At 64.5% G+C, this 19,276-nt stretch carries 18 protein-coding genes; 8 read left to right on the forward strand and 10 right to left on the reverse strand.

What is annotated here, in order from left to right; genetic code table 11:
• Positions 1–3 precede the first annotated feature (3 nt).
• Both CXR03_RS09890 and CXR03_RS09895 read right to left on the reverse strand, forming a co-directional pair.
• Positions 4–1,173, reverse strand: coding sequence for an ATP-binding protein (locus CXR03_RS09890; RefSeq protein ID WP_104104086.1), 1,170 nt, complete (start codon positions 1,171–1,173; stop codon positions 4–6).
• Between the two features lie 549 nt (positions 1,174–1,722).
• Positions 1,723–3,321 (reverse strand): ABC-F family ATP-binding cassette domain-containing protein, encoded by a 1,599-nt coding sequence (locus tag CXR03_RS09895; protein WP_104103635.1) that lies wholly within the window; start codon positions 3,319–3,321, stop codon positions 1,723–1,725.
• A 196-nt stretch (positions 3,322–3,517) separates the two neighbouring features.
• Between CXR03_RS09895 and CXR03_RS09900 the strand changes: the two genes are divergently transcribed.
• From CXR03_RS09900 to CXR03_RS09915, 4 genes are read left to right on the forward strand one after another with little or no spacing between them, the layout of a single operon-like run.
• Positions 3,518–4,138, forward strand: coding sequence for a biotin transporter BioY (locus tag CXR03_RS09900; protein ID WP_104103636.1), 621 nt, complete (start codon positions 3,518–3,520; stop codon positions 4,136–4,138).
• Positions 4,138–4,896 (forward strand): energy-coupling factor ABC transporter ATP-binding protein, encoded by a 759-nt coding sequence (locus CXR03_RS09905; RefSeq protein ID WP_104103637.1) that lies wholly within the window; start codon positions 4,138–4,140, stop codon positions 4,894–4,896. Before CXR03_RS09900 ends, CXR03_RS09905 begins: the two co-directional genes overlap by 1 nt.
• 25 nt (positions 4,897–4,921) lie before the next feature.
• Positions 4,922–5,584 carry an energy-coupling factor transporter transmembrane protein EcfT gene (locus CXR03_RS09910; RefSeq protein ID WP_104103638.1) on the forward strand — a complete coding sequence of 221 codons (663 nt, stop codon included), beginning with the start codon at positions 4,922–4,924 and terminating at the stop codon, positions 5,582–5,584.
• Positions 5,585–5,591: 7 nt separating this feature from the next.
• Positions 5,592–6,494, forward strand: a complete 903-nt coding sequence (locus tag CXR03_RS09915; RefSeq protein ID WP_104103639.1) for a neutral zinc metallopeptidase — start codon at positions 5,592–5,594, stop codon at positions 6,492–6,494.
• Here the strand turns inward: CXR03_RS09915 and CXR03_RS09920 are convergent.
• The 7 genes from CXR03_RS09920 to CXR03_RS09950 all read right to left on the reverse strand — a co-directional run bounded on the left by CXR03_RS09920 (position 6,491) and on the right by CXR03_RS09950 (position 12,510).
• Positions 6,491–7,123: an HAD family phosphatase gene (locus CXR03_RS09920; RefSeq protein ID WP_258073585.1), complete on the reverse strand. Its 633-nt coding sequence runs from the start codon at positions 7,121–7,123 to the stop codon at positions 6,491–6,493. The two genes, CXR03_RS09915 and CXR03_RS09920, sit on opposite strands and share 4 nt — an antisense overlap.
• Positions 7,120–7,524, reverse strand: coding sequence for a nuclear transport factor 2 family protein (locus tag CXR03_RS09925; protein ID WP_181034548.1), 405 nt, complete (start codon positions 7,522–7,524; stop codon positions 7,120–7,122). Before CXR03_RS09925 ends, CXR03_RS09920 begins: the two co-directional genes overlap by 4 nt.
• Positions 7,525–7,648: 124 nt before the next feature.
• Complete coding sequence (locus CXR03_RS09930) at positions 7,649–7,978, reverse strand: metal-sulfur cluster assembly factor (RefSeq protein ID WP_104054819.1); 330 nt, start codon at positions 7,976–7,978, stop codon at positions 7,649–7,651.
• Positions 7,979–8,016: 38 nt separating this feature from the next.
• Complete coding sequence (gene sufC, locus CXR03_RS09935; RefSeq protein WP_104054206.1) at positions 8,017–8,814, reverse strand: Fe-S cluster assembly ATPase SufC; 798 nt, start codon at positions 8,812–8,814, stop codon at positions 8,017–8,019.
• Positions 8,815–8,921: 107 nt separating this feature from the next.
• A complete protein-coding gene (sufD, locus tag CXR03_RS09940) occupies positions 8,922–10,253 on the reverse strand; it encodes a Fe-S cluster assembly protein SufD (protein WP_104103641.1) in 1,332 nt (443 codons plus the stop codon).
• On the reverse strand, positions 10,253–11,728 hold the full coding sequence (sufB, locus tag CXR03_RS09945) for a Fe-S cluster assembly protein SufB (protein WP_104103642.1): 1,476 nt from the start codon (positions 11,726–11,728) through the stop codon (positions 10,253–10,255). The genes sufD and sufB overlap by 1 nt, the downstream gene beginning before the upstream one ends.
• Positions 11,728–12,510, reverse strand: a complete 783-nt coding sequence (locus tag CXR03_RS09950; protein ID WP_104054818.1) for a metalloregulator ArsR/SmtB family transcription factor — start codon at positions 12,508–12,510, stop codon at positions 11,728–11,730. The genes sufB and CXR03_RS09950 overlap by 1 nt, the downstream gene beginning before the upstream one ends.
• Before the next feature lie 126 nt (positions 12,511–12,636).
• Here CXR03_RS09950 and CXR03_RS09955 point away from each other — a divergent pair, with 126 nt between their 5' ends.
• Genes CXR03_RS09955 through CXR03_RS09965 form a run of 3 tightly spaced genes read left to right on the forward strand, consistent with a single transcriptional unit; the run spans position 12,637 to position 15,346 of the window.
• Positions 12,637–13,596 (forward strand): ABC transporter ATP-binding protein, encoded by a 960-nt coding sequence (locus tag CXR03_RS09955; RefSeq protein ID WP_104103643.1) that lies wholly within the window; start codon positions 12,637–12,639, stop codon positions 13,594–13,596.
• Positions 13,593–14,336 (forward strand): ABC transporter permease, encoded by a 744-nt coding sequence (locus CXR03_RS09960; RefSeq protein WP_104103644.1) that lies wholly within the window; start codon positions 13,593–13,595, stop codon positions 14,334–14,336. Before CXR03_RS09955 ends, CXR03_RS09960 begins: the two co-directional genes overlap by 4 nt.
• A 5-nt stretch (positions 14,337–14,341) precedes the next feature.
• Positions 14,342–15,346, forward strand: a complete 1,005-nt coding sequence (locus CXR03_RS09965; protein WP_258073586.1) for a heme A synthase — start codon at positions 14,342–14,344, stop codon at positions 15,344–15,346.
• A 393-nt stretch (positions 15,347–15,739) separates the two neighbouring features.
• Here the strand turns inward: CXR03_RS09965 and CXR03_RS09970 are convergent, their stop codons facing one another.
• On the reverse strand, positions 15,740–16,636 hold the full coding sequence (locus CXR03_RS09970) for a heme o synthase (protein WP_104104088.1): 897 nt from the start codon (positions 16,634–16,636) through the stop codon (positions 15,740–15,742).
• Between the two features lie 440 nt (positions 16,637–17,076).
• Here CXR03_RS09970 and tkt point away from each other — a divergent pair, with 440 nt between their 5' ends.
• Positions 17,077–19,266, forward strand: a complete 2,190-nt coding sequence (gene tkt / locus CXR03_RS09975) for a transketolase (protein ID WP_104103646.1) — start codon at positions 17,077–17,079, stop codon at positions 19,264–19,266.
• Positions 19,267–19,276: the final 10 nt, after the last annotated feature.

A 19,276-nucleotide genomic window follows, 5' to 3' on the forward strand; every position in this document is an offset into this window, starting at 1 on the left:
AGTCTAGCCGGTGACCCGGCGCACGTAATCCGCCATCCCCGGCACGGTAAATGAGACCTGACCCAGTGAGGGTGCATAGATGATGCCCTTGCGTATGAGCGATCCCCGGGTCATGGTCATGGACGTCATTTTCTTGCCGGCCCGGGCTGCCAGCGTTGCCGTCCCGGAACCGCCTTCCCCGTCCATCGCCATGAGCCGCAGGAACTCCCGCTCGGCCTTGGTCGACCTGCGCCAGCGCAGGGGAAAGAAACCCTGGTCCAGCTGTGCCCGGCCGATTTCCACTGCCACCCTGGCGTCATCAGGGCTGATCCGCTTGCGCGGCGCTGACTCCCAAGCTGCCGAGCCATACTCCTGCAGGAAGTACGGATATCCGCCGGACGCATTGAGCAGCAGATCCAGTGCCTCCGGATCATAGGAGACGCCGTGCTCAGCTGCCGGTGCTGTGAGGGCGATGCCGGAGTCTTCGCGGTCCAGGGCACCAACCCTGCGATAGGTAAACAGCCCCTCGGCATACCGCTGGGACTGGTTCAGGACTGACGGAAGGTTCGGCAGCCCGGCTGCCACCAGATAGAAAGGCCAGTCCCGCTGGCTGGCCTGGTGCTGCGCGCCAAGCAAAGCCGACAACAGGCCCGCGTCCAGGTTCTGCATTTCATCCACTACCAGGATCAGTGCCGATTTCCGTTCAGCCAGGGCAACGGCAGTGTCCTCCACCGTTTCTTCCAGGTCGACGGCGAAGGCTCCCGAGTCACCCCGCCCGTGCCGTGCCCCTACCCCAACATCGATCCCGCTGACCTGCAGCCCGGCAGCAAACGAGGCGATGGTTCCCAGCGCAGCAGCGAGGGCAGGTGTTGCACTGCGGGAATTGGCCTTGCGCCCCGCCTGCAGCAGCCCTCTGGCGAGCTTGGCACGGATGGCTTTGGGACCGCCTTCGGCGTCCCTTCCCTCGAGAGAGACCACAAGGAACCCGGCATCTTCCGCCCGCCTCCGGAACTCAGTGAGCAGCACAGTCTTTCCCACTCCGTGCAAACCGTGCAGCACAATCCCCCGGTCCGTACGCCCCGCGGCCGCACGTGAAATCAGGAGGTCAAAATCGTTGATCAAGGCTGTTCTGCCGGCCAGCTCGAAAGGCCGGCGTCCGGCTCCTGGTGAGTACGGGTTTGAGGCACTGTGCATGCCACCCATCGTAGCGTAATATCCAGATTATTTTATATAAGTGGATATAAATGGATAACAAACGATGAGGAGACTCAAGGGAACCGCTCCGGTCACCGCATGTGCAGATATGGTGTTTCGCCTGCGGGGGGATGGTGGGCATCGCCGGCTCGACGCACTGGACGGCCAACCGGCTGACCCAAGACGCACTCCCCCGCACCCGCTAACGGACCTCCACAGCTGCACCGGACAAGCCCCCGTCGCCGCTCAGGTCCTGATAGTGCTCCCCAGGCTGCAACCCCCCCCCTGTTTTCATGGGGGCACTCCCCTGCTCCAAGATCTGCAGGCTCCGATGAGTGTCCCGGCCGGGACATCTTTGGTGAGCAGGAAAGCGTTCAGAGCGCACTATCCGGAAATTCTTATACGACTTTATGGGAATGGATACATAAGTTCATGAGCATCGGACCATGGGGCACAGAAAGCGAAAGCCCCCCCGCGCGCCGTGCGCACGGGGGGCCTTCATCCGGATCGGCGGAGCTATTTCTGCTTGGCGCCTGAGCTCCGGCCGCCTTAGGCCAGCGTCACCAGGTCCAGGTAGTCTTCGTTCCAGTGGTCCTCGTCGCCGTCGGGCAGCAGGACAACACGCTCCGGGTTCAGTGCCGCCACGGCACCCTCATCGTGGCTCACCATCACCACAGCGCCTGAATAGCTGCTCAGGGCACCGAGGATCTCCGCGCGCGAGGCGGGGTCCAGGTTGTTGGTGGGCTCATCGAGCAGCAGGACATTGGCAGACGAGGCAACAATGGTGGCCAGCGCGAGGCGGGTCTTTTCACCGCCGGAAAGTACGCCGGCCTTCTTGTCGACGTCGTCACCGCTGAACATGAAGGAACCCAGCACGCTGCGCACTTCGGCATCATCCATGTCCGGTGCGGAGGAGCGCATGTTCTCCAGCACGGTGCGCTCGGTGTCCAGGGTCTCGTGCTCCTGCGCATAGTAGCCCACCTTCAGGCCGTGGCCGGGAATGAGCTTTCCGGTGTCCGGGGCGTCAACGCCGGCGAGCATGCGCAGCAGCGTGGTTTTTCCCGCACCGTTGAGGCCGAGGATGACCACCTTGGAACCGCGGTCAATGGCCAGGTCCACATCGGTGAAGATCTCCAGCGAGCCGTAGCTCTTGCTCAGGCCTTCGGCCATGAGGGGCGTCTTGCCGCAGGGAGCGGGGTCCGGGAAACGCAGGGCGGCTACGCGGTCTGTGGCGCGGACTGCATCCAGGCCGCCCAGGAGACGGTCCACGCGCTTGAGCATGCTCTGTGCCGCGGAAGCACCCGAGGCACGGGCCTTCATCTTGTTGGCCTGGGCCAGCAGGACGCCGGCTTTCTTCTCGGTATTGGCCCGCTCCCGCTTCCGGGCACGCTCATCGGTTTCGCGCTGGATCTTGTAGCGCTTCCAGTCCATGTTGTAGACGTCGATGGTGGCGCGGTTGGCGTCCAGGCTGAAGACCTTATTGACCGTTGCTTCCAGCAGTTCGGTGTCGTGGCTGATCACGATCAACCCGCCGGTGTGATTCTTCAGGAACTCGCGCAGCCAGGCGATGGAGTCGGCGTCGAGGTGGTTGGTGGGCTCATCCAGGAGCATGGTTTCGGCATCCGAATACAGGATCCGGGCCAGTTCCACACGGCGGCGCTGGCCGCCGGAGAGGGTGCTCAGCGGCTGGTTCAGCAGCCGATCGGGCAGGGCCAGGTTGGCGGTGATGGTTGCCGCTTCAGATTCTGCGGCATATCCGCCGGCGGAGAGGAACTCGGCTTCCAGCCGGTCATAGCGATTCATGGCCTTCTGCGAGATTTTGGGATCATCACTGGCCATTTCGTCCTGGCACTTCTTCAGCTGTGCGGAGACCTTGTCCAAACCGCGGGCGGACAGGATGCGGTCCCGGCCGAGCTGTTCCATGTCCGGCGTGCGCGGATCCTGGGGGAGGTAGCCAATCTCGCCGGACCGCTTCACGTGACCTGCTGCGGGCAGGGCCTCCCCTGCCAGGACTTTGGTCAGAGTGGTTTTGCCCGCACCGTTGCGGCCCACCAATCCGATCTTGTCCCCTTTGTCCACACGGAATGAAACCGCTTCCATGAGCAAACGTGCGCCGGCACGGAGCTCGAGATTAGATACGGAAATCACTCAGTGGACCTTTCGAGGGGGTTCGGGGATAGTACGTACGCTGCGATCGCAGCCTTTCCAGTCTACCGTTGATCGGCAATTTGTAGAAAACCTCCAAAGGAATTAGCGGGCTGCGAGGTTAGGGTCATCAAGGATGCGGGGATGTTGAGGCATACCGCTGACCCCCTGTTGTAGACGTTCTACGAAATGAGAGCTGATGAGCACTTCCTCCGCTGAAGCTGCGGCACCTTCCCGCCGGGCGCGGTTCTCCCGCCGCCGCTGGAATGCTTCGGACCTGTCCCTTATCGCGGTTTTTGCTGCGCTGGTCGCCTCGTTCTCGCTGCTCCCCGGAGTGCCCCTGGGCGCCGGGGTTCCCATTACCCTCCAGACACTGGCCGTTATGCTCGCCGGCATCATTCTGGGACCTGTCCGCGGAGCTGCTGCTGTTGCCTTGTTCCTGGCTGCCGGTCTGGCCGGATTGCCCGTCTTCAGCGGCTTCAGCGGCGGCCTGGGCGTGCTGGCCGGCCCCTCCGCCGGGTACCTGCTGGCCTTTGTGCCCGCAGCCTTCGTAGTGGGGCTGCTCTCCCGGGCTGCCCTGCGCCGTGGCCGCCGGACTCGTTTTCTGCTGTTGTTCGCGTCAGCTATGGGTGCCAGCTTCATCGTTGTGCACCCGATGGGCATCGCCGGTCTGATGCTCAATGCCAAGCTCGGATTCCCGGCGGCACTGGCCGCTGACATGGCTTTCTGGCCCGGCGATGTGCTCAAGAACCTGCTCGCAGCAGCCGTGGGTGTCAGTGTCTTCACGGCCTTCCCCCGGCTGGCGACAAAGAGCCGCTGATGGTTCAGATCCGCCTGCGGGACGTTTCAGTGCTCCGCTCCCCCGACCCCTCATCCACCGGCGACCCTGCAGCCGGAAGCGCCCCCGGTCCGATCCTGCACCCCGTGAACCTGGATCTGGACGAGTCCCGCATCGCCGTCATCGGCGCCAACGGCTCCGGAAAATCGACGCTTCTGAAACTGCTCAACGGACTGCTGGCTCCGGACACCGGGACGGTAACCGTAGACGGACTGGATACGGTGCGCCACGGCAGCAAGGTCCGCCGCCGGGTGGGGTTTGTTTTCACTGATCCCCTCTCCCAGCTGGTCATGCCAACAGGGCGCGACGACGTCGAACTGTCCCTGCGCGCGTCCATCCGCAACCGCATCGAACGCCGTGCAGCGGCGGAGGACAGGTTGGCCGCCTTCGGCCTGCTGGACCTGGCCGACCGCAGCATCTATGACCTCTCCGGTGGAGAACGCCAGCTCATGGCCCTGGCCTCGGTGCTGGCCGTTGAACCGGATGTCCTGGTGGCCGATGAACCCAGCACGCTGCTGGACCTGCGCAACACCGCTGCGCTCCGCCGGATCCTGGCCGGGTTGCCGCAGCAGATGATCTATACAACGCACGACCTGGATTTCGCCGCGGATGCGGAACGGATCCTGGTAGTTGAGGACGGCAGGATCGTGTTCGACGGCGCCCCCGACGCTGCGCTGGCCGCTTACCGCACGCTGGCGCTGGGTTCCGGCAGCGCACCCGCCGCAAAGGGCATGTCATGAAAGGGCATGCCCTGAACGGACTCCGGTGAGGGGCTCCGCGCACCTGCTCGGCGCCTACCGGGCCGGCAATTCCCCCGTGCACCGGGCGCCGCTGGGGCTGAAGGCAGTCGGCGTCGTCGTGCTGTCCGCGGTTGTTCTGGCTTTTCGGTCGCTGCCGGTGCTGGGCGCCGTTCTCCTGCTGGTGCTCGGAGCCTATGCCGCGGCGCGTTTGCTGGCGGAGTCGTGGCGGCCCCTGAAACTGATGTGGCCGGTCCTGCTGCTACTGGGAGCCTTCCAGGCCTGGTCCAACGGGCCCCCCGCTGCGCTGCTGGTGGTGGGGAACATCGTCGTGTGCGTAGCCGCGGCCCGGCTGATAACGCTCACCACTGCCCTGCAGGACCTGCTGGACGGACTCGTGGCGCTGGCGGGACCGTTCCGGTTCCTCGGTGCGGATCCGGAACGCTTTGGGCTGACGCTGGCCCTGATGCTGCGCAGCATTCCGTTCCTGCTTGGTTCGGCCCGGGACGTGCGCCACTCGGCCATGGCCCGCGGCTTGGAGCGGAACCCACGTGCCCTCACCGTTCCTGTGGTGATCAGGGCCGTGGCCTATGCCCAGCAGACCGGTGACGCCCTGGCTGCCCGAGGCATCGGGGAGTCCTCCGGCAGCCCGGATGCCCCTGAACGCAAGCATGCTGAGGGTCGGGGATAATCGGGGAATGAGTTTTAACGAAAATGCACGATTGGACTCCTCCCGGGTCAGCGACCGGCGGGGCAAGGGCAAAGGTATTGCTGTAGGCGGCGGGCTCGGCGGAGGACTCATCCTCATCCTGTCGCTGATCTTCGGCTCGGATGTGGTGGACGGTCTCGGCCTCAGCGACGGCGGCAGCCCCGCCGGAGCGGGCTCCGGCTATTCAGAGAGCATCTCCGAATGTCTGGACGGAGCAGACGCGAACGAACGCCTGGACTGCCGGATTGTCGGAACCGCCGAGAGCCTGGACAGCTACTGGGGTCCTGCCCTGGCTGCGGAGGGGCTTTCCTACACCGAACCGGGTGTTGCGCTCTTCAGCGGACGCACCGACACCGGCTGCGGATCCGCGACCAGCGCAGTGGGTCCCTTCTACTGCCCGGCAGATGAGCAGACCTACTATGACACGGCGTTCTTCGATGAGCTCGTGGCGCAGTACAGTGCCTCCGGCGGCCCGCTGGCGCAGGAGTACGTGGTGGCCCATGAGTTTGGCCACCACATCCAGAAGCTGACCGGCGTGCTGGGCGCCTCGGCATCCGATCCGCGCGGTGCTGATTCCGCCGCGGTGCGGACCGAGCTGCAGGCTGACTGCTATGCGGGGCTGTGGGCGGGCAATGCCGCTTCGGTGCCGGCCCCGGGCAGCACCGAGCCCTTCCTGGCGGAGCTGACGGCAACGGATGTGCAGGACGCCCTCTCTGCCGCCTCCGCCATCGGCGATGACCGGATCCAGTCCAAGGCCACCGGCCAGGTGAATCCGGAGAGCTGGACGCACGGCTCCGGCGACCAGCGGCAGGCCTGGTTCATGCAGGGTTACGACGGCGGCAGCATCGCCTCCTGCGACACGTTCAGTGCCTCGGATCTGGACAACCCCTAACCGTCTCTTCGCCCGGGCCTTTCGCGGAACCGGGCCAGCGCCTGCCGCAGGTCCGTTCCGGGTGCGAAGTGCACCGTGTACAGACCAAGTTCCCGGGCCGCCTCGATGTTGCGGACGTTGTCATCAATGAAGACAACGTCCGCCGGTGCAGCTCCCAGCTTGTCCAGGACATGCGCAAAGATCCTGCGGTCAGGCTTGATCATGCCCAGCGGTCCGCTGAAGAAGGTGCGGGCGAAGCGGGCAGGCCACGCCGCTTCCCGAAGGTACCGTTCGGCCATTCCGCCCGGCATGTTGGAGAGCAGCGCCAGCCGGGCGCCATCGCCGGACAGGGTCTCCAGCACGGCCATGGTGTCTGCATTCAGGTGAGACCACTGAGCGGCATCCAACTCCTCCAGTACCCGTAACTGGTCCGCGCTTACCGGCCGGCCCAGCACGCGCGCCCAGTATTGCGCGGGGGTATAGGTGCCGGCGTCGTAGTCCTCCCGATGCCTCCAGTACGGACTCGACGCCGCTTCCAAGTGCTGCATTCCGGTTTCGCGTTCCAGCGCAGCCCAGTCTTCCCGCTCCGGCTCGGTGGATATCACCATGCCGTAGTCGAACAGGTACCAGGGGCGGGACAACTCAGTCACTGGTCCCCGGCCGGTTCTCCGATATTGACCTCGGTAAAGTCTCGGCGGAGCGTCCACCGATCGTCCGTCCGCTGCCAGGATTCCATCAGGAGGGCCCTGCCGGTGACCGCGCTGCCGCTGCGGTACGTCATTTCGTAGCAAACGACGGCCTCATCCGGTCCCCGGGGAGCTACCGTCCGGAACCCGGCATGCACGGTACTGCCGTGCATCCCGGAAACCGCGTCCCGGAAACCCTTCCGCGCCGCTTCGGCGTCAAACGGATGAGCCGTGGCCGCAACCTGTCCCAGCCAGCCATGGTAATCCGGTGCCAGAAATGCCTCGATGGGGGCACTGTCCCCGGAAGCCATAGCCTCATTCCAGGCCGCCATGTAGTCGTCGTGAAAATGCGGAGCAGTGTTCATGTGGTCCCCTGGCGGATTGTCGCGTTTGTCCTCTGGCGCAGACGCTAGCATCCCCGGGCCGCAAAAAAGAGCAGGGCCGCTCCCCCGTCCCCGGGAAAGCGGCCCTGCTCTTTGGTGCAGTTCTCTAGATGTTGAAGCCCAGCGCGCGCATCTGGTCGCGGCCGTCGTCCGTGATCTTCTCGGGACCCCACGGCGGCATCCAGACCCAGCTCAGCCGCCAGTCGTCCACAACGCCGTCCAGTGCCTGGCCAACCTGCTCTTCGATGACATCGGTGAGCGGGCAGGCCGCGGTGGTCAGCGTCATGTCGATCAGCAGGGCGCCGTCGTCCGCGTACCGCAGGCCGTAGAGCAGCCCCAGGTCAACAACGTTCACGCCCAGCTCGGGGTCGATGACGTCCTTCAGGGCCTCTTCGATGTCCTCCAGGGACGTCTGGGCCAGGTTCGGCTCACTCATCATCTGCTCCTGTGCAGTTGTATCGGTCAGGGTGGTGCCTAGGCCTTCAGGGCGTTGGCAGTGGCGGTGGCCGCCGTGGCGTTGGCGCCGGTGAAGCGGTCGTAGCCTTCTTCTTCCAAACGGTCGGCCAGTTCCGGGCCGCCCTGCTCGGCAATCCGGCCGTCAACGAAGACGTGGACGAAGTCCGGCTTGATGTAGCGCAGGATCCGCGTGTAGTGCGTAATGAGCAGCGTGCCCATTTCGCCCTTGGAGTGTTCACGGTTGACGCCTTCGGAGACAACCTTCAGGGCGTCAACGTCCAGGCCGGAGTCCGTCTCGTCGAGGATGGCGAACTTCGGGCGGAAGAGCTCGAGCTGGAGGATTTCGACGCGCTTCTTCTCACCGCCGGAGAAGCCTTCGTTGACGTTGCGCGACGCGAAGTCGGCGTCGATGCGCAGCTGGCTCATGGCAGCCTTGACGTCCTTGGTCCAGTGGCGCAGGGAGGGGGCTTCGCCGTCGAGCGCGGTCTTGGCGGTGCGCAGGAAGTTGGTCATGGTGACGCCGGGGACCTCTACCGGGTACTGCATGGCCAGGAACAGGCCGGCGCGGGCGCGCTCGTCCACGCTCATGGACAGGACATCTTCGCCGTCGAGCGTGATGGAGCCGCTGTCCACGATGTAGCGGGGGTGACCGGCAATGGTGGAGGCCAGGGTGGACTTGCCGGAGCCGTTGGGGCCCATGATGGCGTGCGTCTCACCGGTGTTGATGGTCAGGCTGACGCCCTTCAGGATCTGCTTCTTGACACCCTGTTCGGTCTCAATGCTGACGTGAAGATCCTTGATCTCAAGAGTAGACATACGAGTTACGCTTTCTCCTTTGCACGCTCTGGTGCGTATTTAAGCTTCAAAAAGTGTGGGTGCAGCTTCGGTCCCCGGGAGCCGCACGGCTTCCGGGGAACCGGGTGCTAGCTCTCGACTGCTGCGAGCTCGCGCTCAACGGCCTCAGTGAGGCGCTCTTCCAGTGCCGGAACCTTGATCTGCTGGATGATCTCGTTGAGGAACCCGCGGACCACCAGGCGGCGGGCAACATCCTCGGGGATGCCGCGGGCCATCAGGTAGAACAGGTGCTCGTCATCGAAACGGCCGGTGGCGCTGGCATGGCCGGCACCCTCGATCAGGCCGGTTTCGATTTCCAGGTTCGGTACGGAGTCCGCGCGGCCGCCGTCGGTGAGCAGCAGGTTGCGGTTGACCTCGTATGTGTCGGTGCCTTCTGCCTCCTTGCGGATCAGGACGTCACCTACCCAGACGGTGTGCGCATCGCGGCCCTGCAGGGCGCCCTTGTACATGACGCGGGACTTGCAGTTCGGCACTGCGTGGTCCACGAACAGACGCTGTTCCAGGTGCTGTCCGGCGTCGGCGTAGTACAGGCCGAACATCTGGACGTCGCCGCCGGTGGCAGTGAACTTTGAGGACGGAGTGACGCGCACCAGGTCGCCGCCGAGGCTGATGACGACGTGCTTGAACTTCGCGTCACGACCAATCCGGGCGTACTGCGCAGAAGCGTGAACGGCGTCGTCATCCCAGTCCTGAACCGACACGACCGTCAGTTCAGCACCGTCTTCGACGACGATTTCCACGTTCTGGGACAGCGTTGCCGGTCCCTTGTGGTCAAGCACGACCACTGCCTTGGAGAACTTCTCCGCGGTAATGACCACGTGCTGGGCCGCGGGGTCCTTGCCGGCACCGGTCATGGTCAGCGTGACGCTGCCGTCAACGACGGTCTCGGCGGGGATGGTTACAGCGGTGGCCTCGGTGAAGGCTTCCCAAGCTGCTGCTGCCACCAGATCCTCGGGGATGCCGGCGGAGCCGATGCGGGCATCGGTGCGGGCCACGTTCTCCACCCGGACACCGTCGGGAGCCACCACGGCCACCTCGGGGGCGGTGCCGGTGAGTTCGGCAGTGTGCAGGCCGCGAAGGCGCTTGAGCGGGGTGAATCGCCAGTCTTCTTCACGTCCGGTCAGCTTGCCGAAGTCGGCCCGGTTGTAGGAGGTTAGGCGGCCGGCGCGTGAGCTGTCCGGAATGCCTGCCCCTGCGCCGTGGCTGTGGGACTTGCTGCTGTCGCCGCCAAGAACCGAGGAAGATTCATTCAGCGGAGAGAGGTTCTCGCCCTCTTCGGTGAATCCGTCAATCCGGACACGGCTGTCCCCTGAGGGCGCGCCAATCCTGGCTTTGACTTCCTCTACTGCATTGCTGACCTTTTCGGTCACGTTTTCGACGACGTCGTTAAGCTTCGACATTAACCGACGGCTCCTTCCATCTGGAGTTCGATGAGGCGGTTGAGTTCAAGGGCGTATTCCATCGGCAGTTCACGCGCAATCGGCTCAATAAAGCCGCGCACGATCATTGCCATTGCCTCGTCCTCGGGAAGGCCGCGGGACATGAGGTAGAACAGCTGCTCCTCGCTGACGCGGGAAACAGTGGCTTCGTGGCCCATGGTGACGTCATCTTCGCGGATGTCCACGTACGGGTACGTGTCCGAGCGGGAGATGGTGTCCACCAGCAGGGCGTCGCAGCGCACGGTGTTGGCCGAGTGCTTGGCGCCTTCGCGGACCTGGACCAGGCCGCGGTAGGCAGCACGGCCGCCGCCGCGGGCCACGGACTTGGAAATAATGGAGCTCTTGGTGTTCGGGGCAATGTGGACCATCTTGGATCCGGTGTCCTGATGCTGGCCCTCGCCGGCGAAAGCGATGGACAGGGTCTCACCCTTGGCGTGCTCGCCAACCAGGTAGACGGCCGGGTACTTCATGGTGACCTTGGAACCGATGTTGCCGTCGATCCACTCCATGGTGGCGCCCTCGTGTGCAATGGCGCGCTTTGTCACCAGGTTGTACACGTTGTTGGACCAGTTCTGGATGGTCGTGTAGCGGACGCGGGCGCCCTTCTTCACGATGATTTCGACGACGGCGGAGTGCAGCGAGTCCGAGGTGTAGATCGGTGCGGTGCAGCCTTCGATGTAGTGGACGTAGGAATCCTCGTCCGCAATGATCAGGGTGCGCTCGAACTGACCCATGTTTTCCGTGTTGATGCGGAAGTAGGCCTGCAGCGGGATCTCCACGTGGACGCCCTTGGGGACGTAGACGAAGGAACCGCCGGACCACACGGCAGTGTTCAGCGAGCCGAACTTGTTGTCACCGACGGGGATGACGGTGCCGAAGTACTCCTGGAACATTTCCGGGTGTTCCTTCAGCGCTGTGTCTGTGTCCAGGAAGATAACGCCCTGGCGTTCCAGGTCCTCGCGGAGCTGGTGGTACACAACCTCGGACTCGTACTGCGCTGCGACGCCGGAAACCAGGCGGCCGCGCTCAGCTTCGGGGATGCCGAGCTTCTCGTACGTGTTGCGGATGTCCTCGGGAAGGTCTTCCCAGGTGTTGGCCTGCTTCTCCGTGGAGCGCACAAAGTACTTGATGTTGTCGAAGTCGATGCCGGAGAGGTCTGCGCCCCAGGTGGGCATGGGCTTGCGTTCGAAGTACTTCAGGCCCTTCAGGCGAAGGTCCAGCATCCACTGGGGTTCGTTCTTCTTTGCCGAGATGTCCCGGACAACTTCCTCGCTGAGCCCGCGGCGGGCGTTTGAACCCGCGACGTCGGAGTCGGCCCATCCGTATTCGTAGGTACCGATGCCCTCGAGCTCAGGGTTTTTCTCCAGGATGTCTGAAATCACAGAATCCGGCACCGCGGCGGGCGCCGTTGACTTCTGGGTTGCTTGATCCGTCATCACGGCCTTTCTTGCTGATGAATGGATGTGGACTTATTGGTTTCGGCGTGCACGGGGACGTGCGCCTCGGACCTGGTGCGGCCCACGGGTATGTGGGTCGTACAAACATGCCCGCCGCGGGAAAGCGTGGAAAGTCTACGGACATCCACGTCCAGCAGCCGGGCAAAAACTTCGGTTTCCTTGTCGCAGAAGACCGTGTAGGAACTCGCCAGTCCCTGAATGGGGCAGTGCCCCTGGCACAGCTGGACGCTGAGCAGTGTGCTGGGCTGCTTCGCCGTCCCGATCAGAGTGGTCGAGCCGACAAACCCGTCCTTGGTCAGCTCTGCTGCCAGAGCTTCGGCCTTGTCCTGAACGGCCGGACCGGCCGCTTCCACGACCGGGCGGTAGCGTTCTTCCATCCGGTCAAAACGTTCGGCGGCGAACTTCTCTATCGCCTCCGGCCCGGCTGCGAGGCCGAGCTGGCGCAGAGCTTCGGTGGCGATGTCCAGGTAATCGTTGCCCAGATACGCCTGACCCTGCTTGCTCAGGACATACCGGCGCGCCGGCCGCCCTGCACCCGACGAGGGATTGTTTACGCGCTTGACTTCGATCAGTCCCTTTGCGGAAAGCGCATCGAGGTGCCGGCGGACTGCTGCGGGAGTGAACCCCAGCCGTTCACCCAGCTCCGCTGCGCTCACCGGGCCATGCTCCAGCACCGCGCCCAGGACACGGTCCCGGGTGCGTTCCTCCGCTTCGCGGGCTGCTGCCGGCTTGGCGACTGCCTTCGGCTCAGAGTTACTCACAGAATACACAACACAAGCATGACGTAATTTGTTCCTGCCTGCCAGTAAGGACAGGCTACCCACCGCCTGCCGATGCCCGGAGATCACCGGCCCGGGTGCACTGCGCTGTACTACCTAACGTAGAATATGACGGTGCCCAACGATGAACCCTGCCTGACCATAAAAGGCCTGATCAAGGACTGCGGCCCGGTAGCCGGTCTCGACGGCAAAATGATCCGGGTGCTGGCCGGCGTCGACTTTTCCGCCCACCGCGGTTCCGTCACTGCCCTGCTCGGTGCCAACGGCGCCGGCAAAACCACTACTTTGGAGTGCGCCCAGGGCCTGCAGCCCATCAACGGCGGCGAAGTGCGCCTCTTAGGGCAGGACCCCTACGGGGCCGGTGCGGAGCTGCGCAGCAGGGTGGGTGTCATGCTCCAGGACGGCGGCCTCCCCCCGTCCGCACGCCCGGTCCCCCTCCTGCACCACATCGCCTCCATGTACGCGGATCCCCGCCCTGTGGATGAACTGGTGACCCGGCTCGGCATCGGCAGCTTCGCCAACTCCAACATCCGCCGCCTCTCCGGCGGGCAGAAACAGCGGCTGGCCATGGCCGCCGCGCTGATCGGCCGCCCCGAAGTACTGTTCCTGGATGAGCCGAGCGCCGGCCTTGATCCGCAGTCCCGGCAGATTGTGTTCGATCTCATCTCCGAGCTGCGTGACGACGGCCTGGGAATTATCCTCACCACCCATCTGATGGACGACGCGCAGAAGCTCGCCGACTACGTCTACATCATTGATGCGGGCAAGACGGTGGCGCAGGGCACCGTAGCCGAACTCACGGCGCAGACCGACGAACTGGCCGACCAGCGGCTCCTGACCTTCGACGCCGCACCGGGACTGGATCTGGCCGCCGTCGGGCTCCCCCATCTGGTGACCAGGGAATCCCCGCCCGGACACTACACAGTGCGCGGGGCCATCACGCCCGGTGATATTGCGGCACTGTCCGCATGGTGGGCACGCGGCGGCATCCTTCCATCCGCAATCCACATGGCATCCCGTTCCCTGGAAGACGTCTTCCTCGACCTGTCCGGAAGGGAAATCCGATGAGCGCCCCCGCTTCCCTGCCCGTACGCATCCTGAACCAGGGGCGCTACGAAGCCGTCACCATGCTTCGCAACGGTGAGCAGCTGATCCTGGCTGTCTTCCTGCCGCTGATGGCGCTGATCGCCCTGTCCGTGACTCCGGTCCTGGACGGTTACGGCACCTCGCGCGTCAATATGGCGACGCCGGGAATCCTGGCTCTGTGTGCAATGTCCACCGCGTTCACGGGGCAGGGAATTGCCACCGGCTTTGACCGCCGCTACGGCGTCCTGCGGTTCCTGTCCACCACCCCGCTGGGCAAGGCCGGGCTCATCGCCGGCAAGGGAATCGCCGTCGTCGCCGTCCTGGCCATCCAAGTGGTGGTCGTCAGCATCGTCGCGGCGTTCCTCGGCTGGGAACCGTCCTGGACCGGGATCCCGCTTGGCCTCGTGTCACTGCTGATCGGCGCTGCGGCCTTCACAGCGCTGGGCCTGCTCGTGGCCGGCACCGCCCGGCCCGAAGCCACGCTGGCGGTCACCAACCTGCTGTGGATCCTGCTGGCCGCCGTGGGCGGGATCATTATCCCCGCAGGCAATCTGCCCGAGATCATGCAGCCCTTCGTGGAGATCCTGCCCTCCGCCGCGCTGGGTGAAGCCATGCGCTCCACACTCATCGACTCTTCTTTTAATATCCCCGCCACGCTGATTCTCCTGGCGTGGACAATCCTGGGTGGCCTTGCTGCTGTCCGCTGGTTCAAATGGAGCTGAATTCCGTGTCATCCACATCTTCCGGCCGAGCCTCATCGCCCGTCGTCCCTTCGCCGCCCGCGGAGAACCTGCCTGCTACGAACAAGTGGGTACGCGGCCTTGCCGTTGCATCGCTGGTTGCCAACATCGGCATCGTCGTCACCGGCGGCGCCGTGCGCCTGACAGCCTCCGGGCTGGGCTGCCCGGAATGGCCGCTCTGCACACCGGATTCCCTGACCACCACCCCGGAAATGGGCATCCACGGGATTATCGAGTTCGGTAACCGGCTGCTGACCTTCGTGCTGGCTGCCATTGCGTTTGGCATGGTGTTCAGCATTTGGAAAATCCGGGCCGAACGCCGTGACCTGTTCAAACTGTCAGTGGCGCTGCTGGCCGGGATCCCCGCACAGGCGCTGCTGGGCGGTATCACTGTTTGGACCGGACTCAATCCGTGGATTGTGGGAGGCCACTTCATCCTCTCGATGGTCCTCATTGTGCTGGCCACCGTCCTGGTCAACCGCGCCTGGCTGTCCCCGCATCAGCTGGGTAGCACCAACGGTCCGCTGGCGACGCGCTCCCTGCGTCCGCTGCTCGGGGCCCTGGGAATTGCGTCGGCACTGTCCGTGCTGCTCGGCGTGGTCGTTACCGGCTCCGGACCGCACGCCGGAGACCACGGAGCGGCCCGCAACGGGCTGGATCCGGATCTCATGACCCGCCTGCACGTGGTGCCGGTCTATCTGCTCGTTTTTGCCCTTGCCGTGGCCCTCTACCTGGTGTACCGCCACGCAACCGACGGACGGCTGCGCTCCTCGCTGCTGCTGCTGACCGTTGTGGTCCTGATCCAGGCCGTTATCGGTTACGCCCAGCACTTCCTGCACCTGCCGATTGTGCTGGTGGGACTGCACATGCTGGGCGCCTCGCTGCTTACCGCTGCAGCCGCCCACGTGGTCTTCACCGGCTTCTCGCGGCAGGTTCCCGGCGCTGACCCGGCTGCCCGGCCTGCCGGTGCCGCCGCTTCCCGCCGGGGCTAATCTCCCGCGGGGCGGGCACCGTGCCGAGACCCTTATCGGCCATGAGCGCAGAAGCCTGAACGGGCCGGATTCTTCGGAATCCGGCCCGTTTTTTGTCCAGCGGGGGCCTCCTGCTTTCCTTTTCGCCGGTAGCCGGGATCGAGTGTAGAAGTCCCGCCGCAATCCCCGCTCGAGAGTACAGAACATGCCCGAGTCCCCGCGTCGAAACCGCATCAACGGGTCACGCGGCGGAGAGTGGGCATTAGCCGGACACCCGAAGGGCCGGACAGTGCTTGCAGCGGGACGACGGAGGATCCAGGAATGTCACTGCCGGCAGACACAGGAAGGGCCGGAGGCGTAAACCTCCGGCCCTTCCTGGTACGTCGTGTTGTGACTGGCTGCCCCGGACAGGTCCTACAGCAGGGGGCCGCCCACAAACGGGTCGATGGCCAGCGCCAGGAACAGGATTGTCAGGTAGCTGATGGAGCCGTGGAAGACCTTCATGGCGGTCTTGTCCGTGACAGTCTCATGCTGTGCCCGGTTGTGCAGGCGGTGGGTCTCGGCCAGGAACCAGACACCGGACAGCACAGCTGCCAGGGTGTAGACCCACCCGGCGCCTCCCGCCGGGATGAGCAGGAGCGAGCAGGCCACCGTGGCGTAGGCGTAGAGGACAACCTGCACCGAGACCAGCTTGGCTCCGGCAACGGCACCGAGCATCGGCACCGACGCGTTGCGGTAGTCCTCGCCGTACTTCATGGACAGCGGCCAGTAGTGCGGCGGCGTCCACAGGAAAATGATCAGGAAGAGGATGACCGCAGGCCATTCCACCTTGTTGGTGACCGCAGCCCAGGCGATCAGGACCGGCATGCAGCCGGCGATTCCGCCCCACACAATGTTTTGGGTGGTGCGGCGCTTGAGGATCAGCGTGTAGAAGACCACGTAGAGCAGGATCGCGCCCAGGCCCAGGAGGCCGGTCAGCGGGTTGGCACCGAACCAGAGCAGGGCGATGGAAACAACGCCCAGGACCCAGGCGAACACGAGCGCCTCGCGCGGGGACACTTCGCCGGTAACCAGCGGACGGTTCTTGGTCCGCTTCATCAGCTTGTCCATGTCCCGGTCAATGTAGCAGTTGAACGCACCGGCACTGCCGGCTGCAAGGGCCCCGCCAACCATGGTGAAGACCACGAGCCACAGGCCCGGCAGTCCCCGCTCGGCAAAGATCATGGTGGGCAGTGTTGTAACCAGCAGCAATTCGATGACCCGGGGCTTGGTGAGTGCCACGTAGGCCCGGAGCTTACGTCCTGCCGTCATCTTGCCGGTATACACCGGCAGGTCGGCGGGGGCTTGCTGCGTTGTCACGGGGCGATCACATCATCCAATCTGGGCCGGAAAAGTCCACCATCATCATAGCCTCTATCGGCTGTAGAAAACGAAGCCCTGCGATGCGGTACCCCGCGGCACTGTATAAAACGGCCCGAAGTCCCATTGGAAGAAACGATACGCCCATTGCCACCGCCTACGGGATAAGGTTGGAGCGGACCTTTCCCGCGGCTGCTTAATAGCCGCCGGACAGCACCGTGCGGGACCGTGGGGACAAAGAATTTTCCGGATTGCGGTAAGGATTCTATTCCACGTCCTGTTGTTGTGTTTAAGGAACCGGCTGCGCTGGATAACCAGTGCAACCAGGAGTCTCCGGCGTCTTGGGCGCCGGTCATCTGTAGTGAGAGAGGGGCCCGGTAAACGTGCCACATATGGAAGAGCAAGAACTGACCTGGACAGATCTGGACCAGAAGGCGGTGGACACCGCCCGTGTCCTGGCCGCGGACGCCGTCGAGAAGGTCGGCAACGGACACCCGGGAACGGCCATGAGCCTGGCGCCGGCCGCGTACCTGCTGTTCCAGAAACTGATGCGCCACGATCCCTCGGATCCCCAGTGGACCGGCAGGGACCGTTTCATCCTCTCCCCCGGGCACACCTCGCTGACGCTCTACATCCAGCTCTTCCTGTCAGGTTACGGCCTGGAGATCGGGGACCTCGAGGCACTGCGCACCTGGGGTTCCAAGACCCCGGGCCACCCCGAGTACCGCCACACCGCCGGCGTCGAGATCACCACGGGTCCGCTGGGTCAGGGCCTGGCTTCCTCCGTAGGCTTCGCGTTCGCCCAGCGCCGCCTCCGCGGCCTGCTCGACGCCGATGCCCCACAGGGCGAAAGCCCGTTCGACCACACCACATGGGTCATCGCCTCCGACGGCGACATGCAGGAAGGTGTCACCGCTGAAGCCTCCTCGCTGGCCGGCCACCAGGAGCTCGGCAACCTCGTCGTCATCTACGACGAGAACCACATCTCCATTGAAGACGACACCGACATCTCCTTCACCGAAGATGTCCTGAAGCGCTACGAAGCTTACGGCTGGCACACCCAGCGGGTGGACTGGACCAAGACCGGCGAATACGTTGAAGACGTTTCCGAGCTGTACAACGCGCTGCTGGCGGCCAAGGCTGAAACCAGCAAGCCGTCCATCATTTCACTGCGGACCATCATCGGCTGGCCGTCGCCGAACAAACAGAACACGGGCAAGATCCACGGCTCCGCCCTGGGCAAGGATGAAGTTGCCGCACTGAAGGAAACACTGGGCTTTGACCCGGAGAAGTCCTTCGACGTCGACCCCGCCGTTCTGGAACATGCACGCCAGGCCCTCTCCCGCGGCTCCGAAGCGCGCCGTGAATGGGAGGAGCGCTTTGAGGCCTGGAAGGCTTCGAACCCCGACGGCGCCGCTCTCCTGGAGCGCATCAGCAACGGCACGCTTCCCGAGGGCTGGGAAAAGTCGCTGCCCGAGTTTGAGGCCGGCAAGGACATGTCCACCCGCGCCGCATCCGGCAAGGTACTCTCGGCCATCGGCCCCGTACTGCCCGAACTGTGGGGCGGCTCGGCCGACCTCGCCGAGTCCAACAACACCACCATCGAGGGCTCCCCGTCCTTCATCCCGGCCGGCAAGCAGACCAACGCCTGGTCCGGCAACCCGTATGGCCGCGTCCTGCACTTCGGTATCCGCGAACACGCTGCTGCGGCGATCGTCAACGGGATCACGATGCACAGCAACACCCGTGCCTTCTCCGGAACGTTCCTGATCTTCAGTGACTACCAGCGTCCGGCCATCCGTCTGGGTGCCCTGATGGGCGTGCCCTCCATCTACGTGTGGACGCATGACTCCATCGGCCTGGGCGAGGACGGCCCCACCCACCAGCCGGTGGAACAGCTCGCTTCGCTGCGTGCCATTCCCGGGCTCGACGTGGTCCGCCCGGGCGACGCCAACGAAGTGGCCGTGGCCTGGAAGACCATTCTGGAAAACACGGAGAACCCCGCCGGCATCGTGCTGACCCGCCAGAACATTCCCACGTACCAGCGCGGCGACGGCGCAGCCACCGCCGAGTCCTTCGCGTCGGCCAACGGCGCGGCCCGCGGCGGCTACGTCCTGGCCGAAGCGGTACGCGACGGAAACGTCGTCACTCCGGATGTCATCCTGATCGGCACCGGCTCCGAGGTCCAGCTGGCTGTTGAAGCCCGCGAAGCCCTCGCAGCCGAGGGGATTGCCGCCCGTGTGATTTCCATGCCCAGCATCGAGTGGTTCAACAGGCAGGATGCACAGTACCGCGAGTCGGTCATCCCCAAGGATATTTTGGCCCGGGTTTCAGTGGAAGCCGGGATTGCCCAGGGCTGGCGTGAACTCGTGGGCGACGCCGGACGCAGCGTCTCCCTTGAGCACTTCGGTGCATCCGCCGACTACAAGACCCTCTACCGCGAGTTCGGCATCACCGCCGAGGCCGTTGCCGAAGCAGCACGCGAGTCGCTGGCAGCCGCAAACGGCACGGACACCCCGCCGTCGGGCACTTCTGCTGCACCGTCAGGCGAGCAGTCCACCGAAACCGGCGACCAGAAGTAATTTCAGTTAC

This window comes from Arthrobacter sp. 08Y14 (genome assembly GCF_002929455.1).
In the GTDB taxonomy this organism is placed as follows: domain Bacteria; phylum Actinomycetota; class Actinomycetes; order Actinomycetales; family Micrococcaceae; genus Arthrobacter_B; species Arthrobacter_B sunyaminii.

What these genes read in the sequence shown, in the direction of transcription:
- CXR03_RS09890 (WP_104104086.1), bottom strand. Translation starts at nt 1,173, where the DNA reads ATGCACAGTGCCTCAAACCCGTACTCACCAGGAGCCGGACGCCGGCCT.
- CXR03_RS09900 (WP_104103636.1), top strand. Translation starts at nt 3,518, where the DNA reads ATGAGCACTTCCTCCGCTGAAGCTGCGGCACCTTCCCGCCGGGCGCGG.
- CXR03_RS09905 (WP_104103637.1), top strand. Translation starts at nt 4,138, where the DNA reads ATGGTTCAGATCCGCCTGCGGGACGTTTCAGTGCTCCGCTCCCCCGAC.
- CXR03_RS09915 (WP_104103639.1), top strand. Translation starts at nt 5,592, where the DNA reads ATGAGTTTTAACGAAAATGCACGATTGGACTCCTCCCGGGTCAGCGAC.
- CXR03_RS09925 (WP_181034548.1), bottom strand. Translation starts at nt 7,524, where the DNA reads ATGAACACTGCTCCGCATTTTCACGACGACTACATGGCGGCCTGGAAT.
- CXR03_RS09930 (WP_104054819.1), bottom strand. Translation starts at nt 7,978, where the DNA reads ATGAGTGAGCCGAACCTGGCCCAGACGTCCCTGGAGGACATCGAAGAG.
- sufC (WP_104054206.1), bottom strand. Translation starts at nt 8,814, where the DNA reads ATGTCTACTCTTGAGATCAAGGATCTTCACGTCAGCATTGAGACCGAA.
- sufD (WP_104103641.1), bottom strand. Translation starts at nt 10,253, where the DNA reads ATGTCGAAGCTTAACGACGTCGTCGAAAACGTGACCGAAAAGGTCAGC.
- sufB (WP_104103642.1), bottom strand. Translation starts at nt 11,728, where the DNA reads ATGACGGATCAAGCAACCCAGAAGTCAACGGCGCCCGCCGCGGTGCCG.
- CXR03_RS09955 (WP_104103643.1), top strand. Translation starts at nt 12,637, where the DNA reads ATGACGGTGCCCAACGATGAACCCTGCCTGACCATAAAAGGCCTGATC.
- CXR03_RS09960 (WP_104103644.1), top strand. Translation starts at nt 13,593, where the DNA reads ATGAGCGCCCCCGCTTCCCTGCCCGTACGCATCCTGAACCAGGGGCGC.
- CXR03_RS09970 (WP_104104088.1), bottom strand. Translation starts at nt 16,636, where the DNA reads ATGACGGCAGGACGTAAGCTCCGGGCCTACGTGGCACTCACCAAGCCC.
- tkt (WP_104103646.1), top strand. Translation starts at nt 17,077, where the DNA reads ATGGAAGAGCAAGAACTGACCTGGACAGATCTGGACCAGAAGGCGGTG.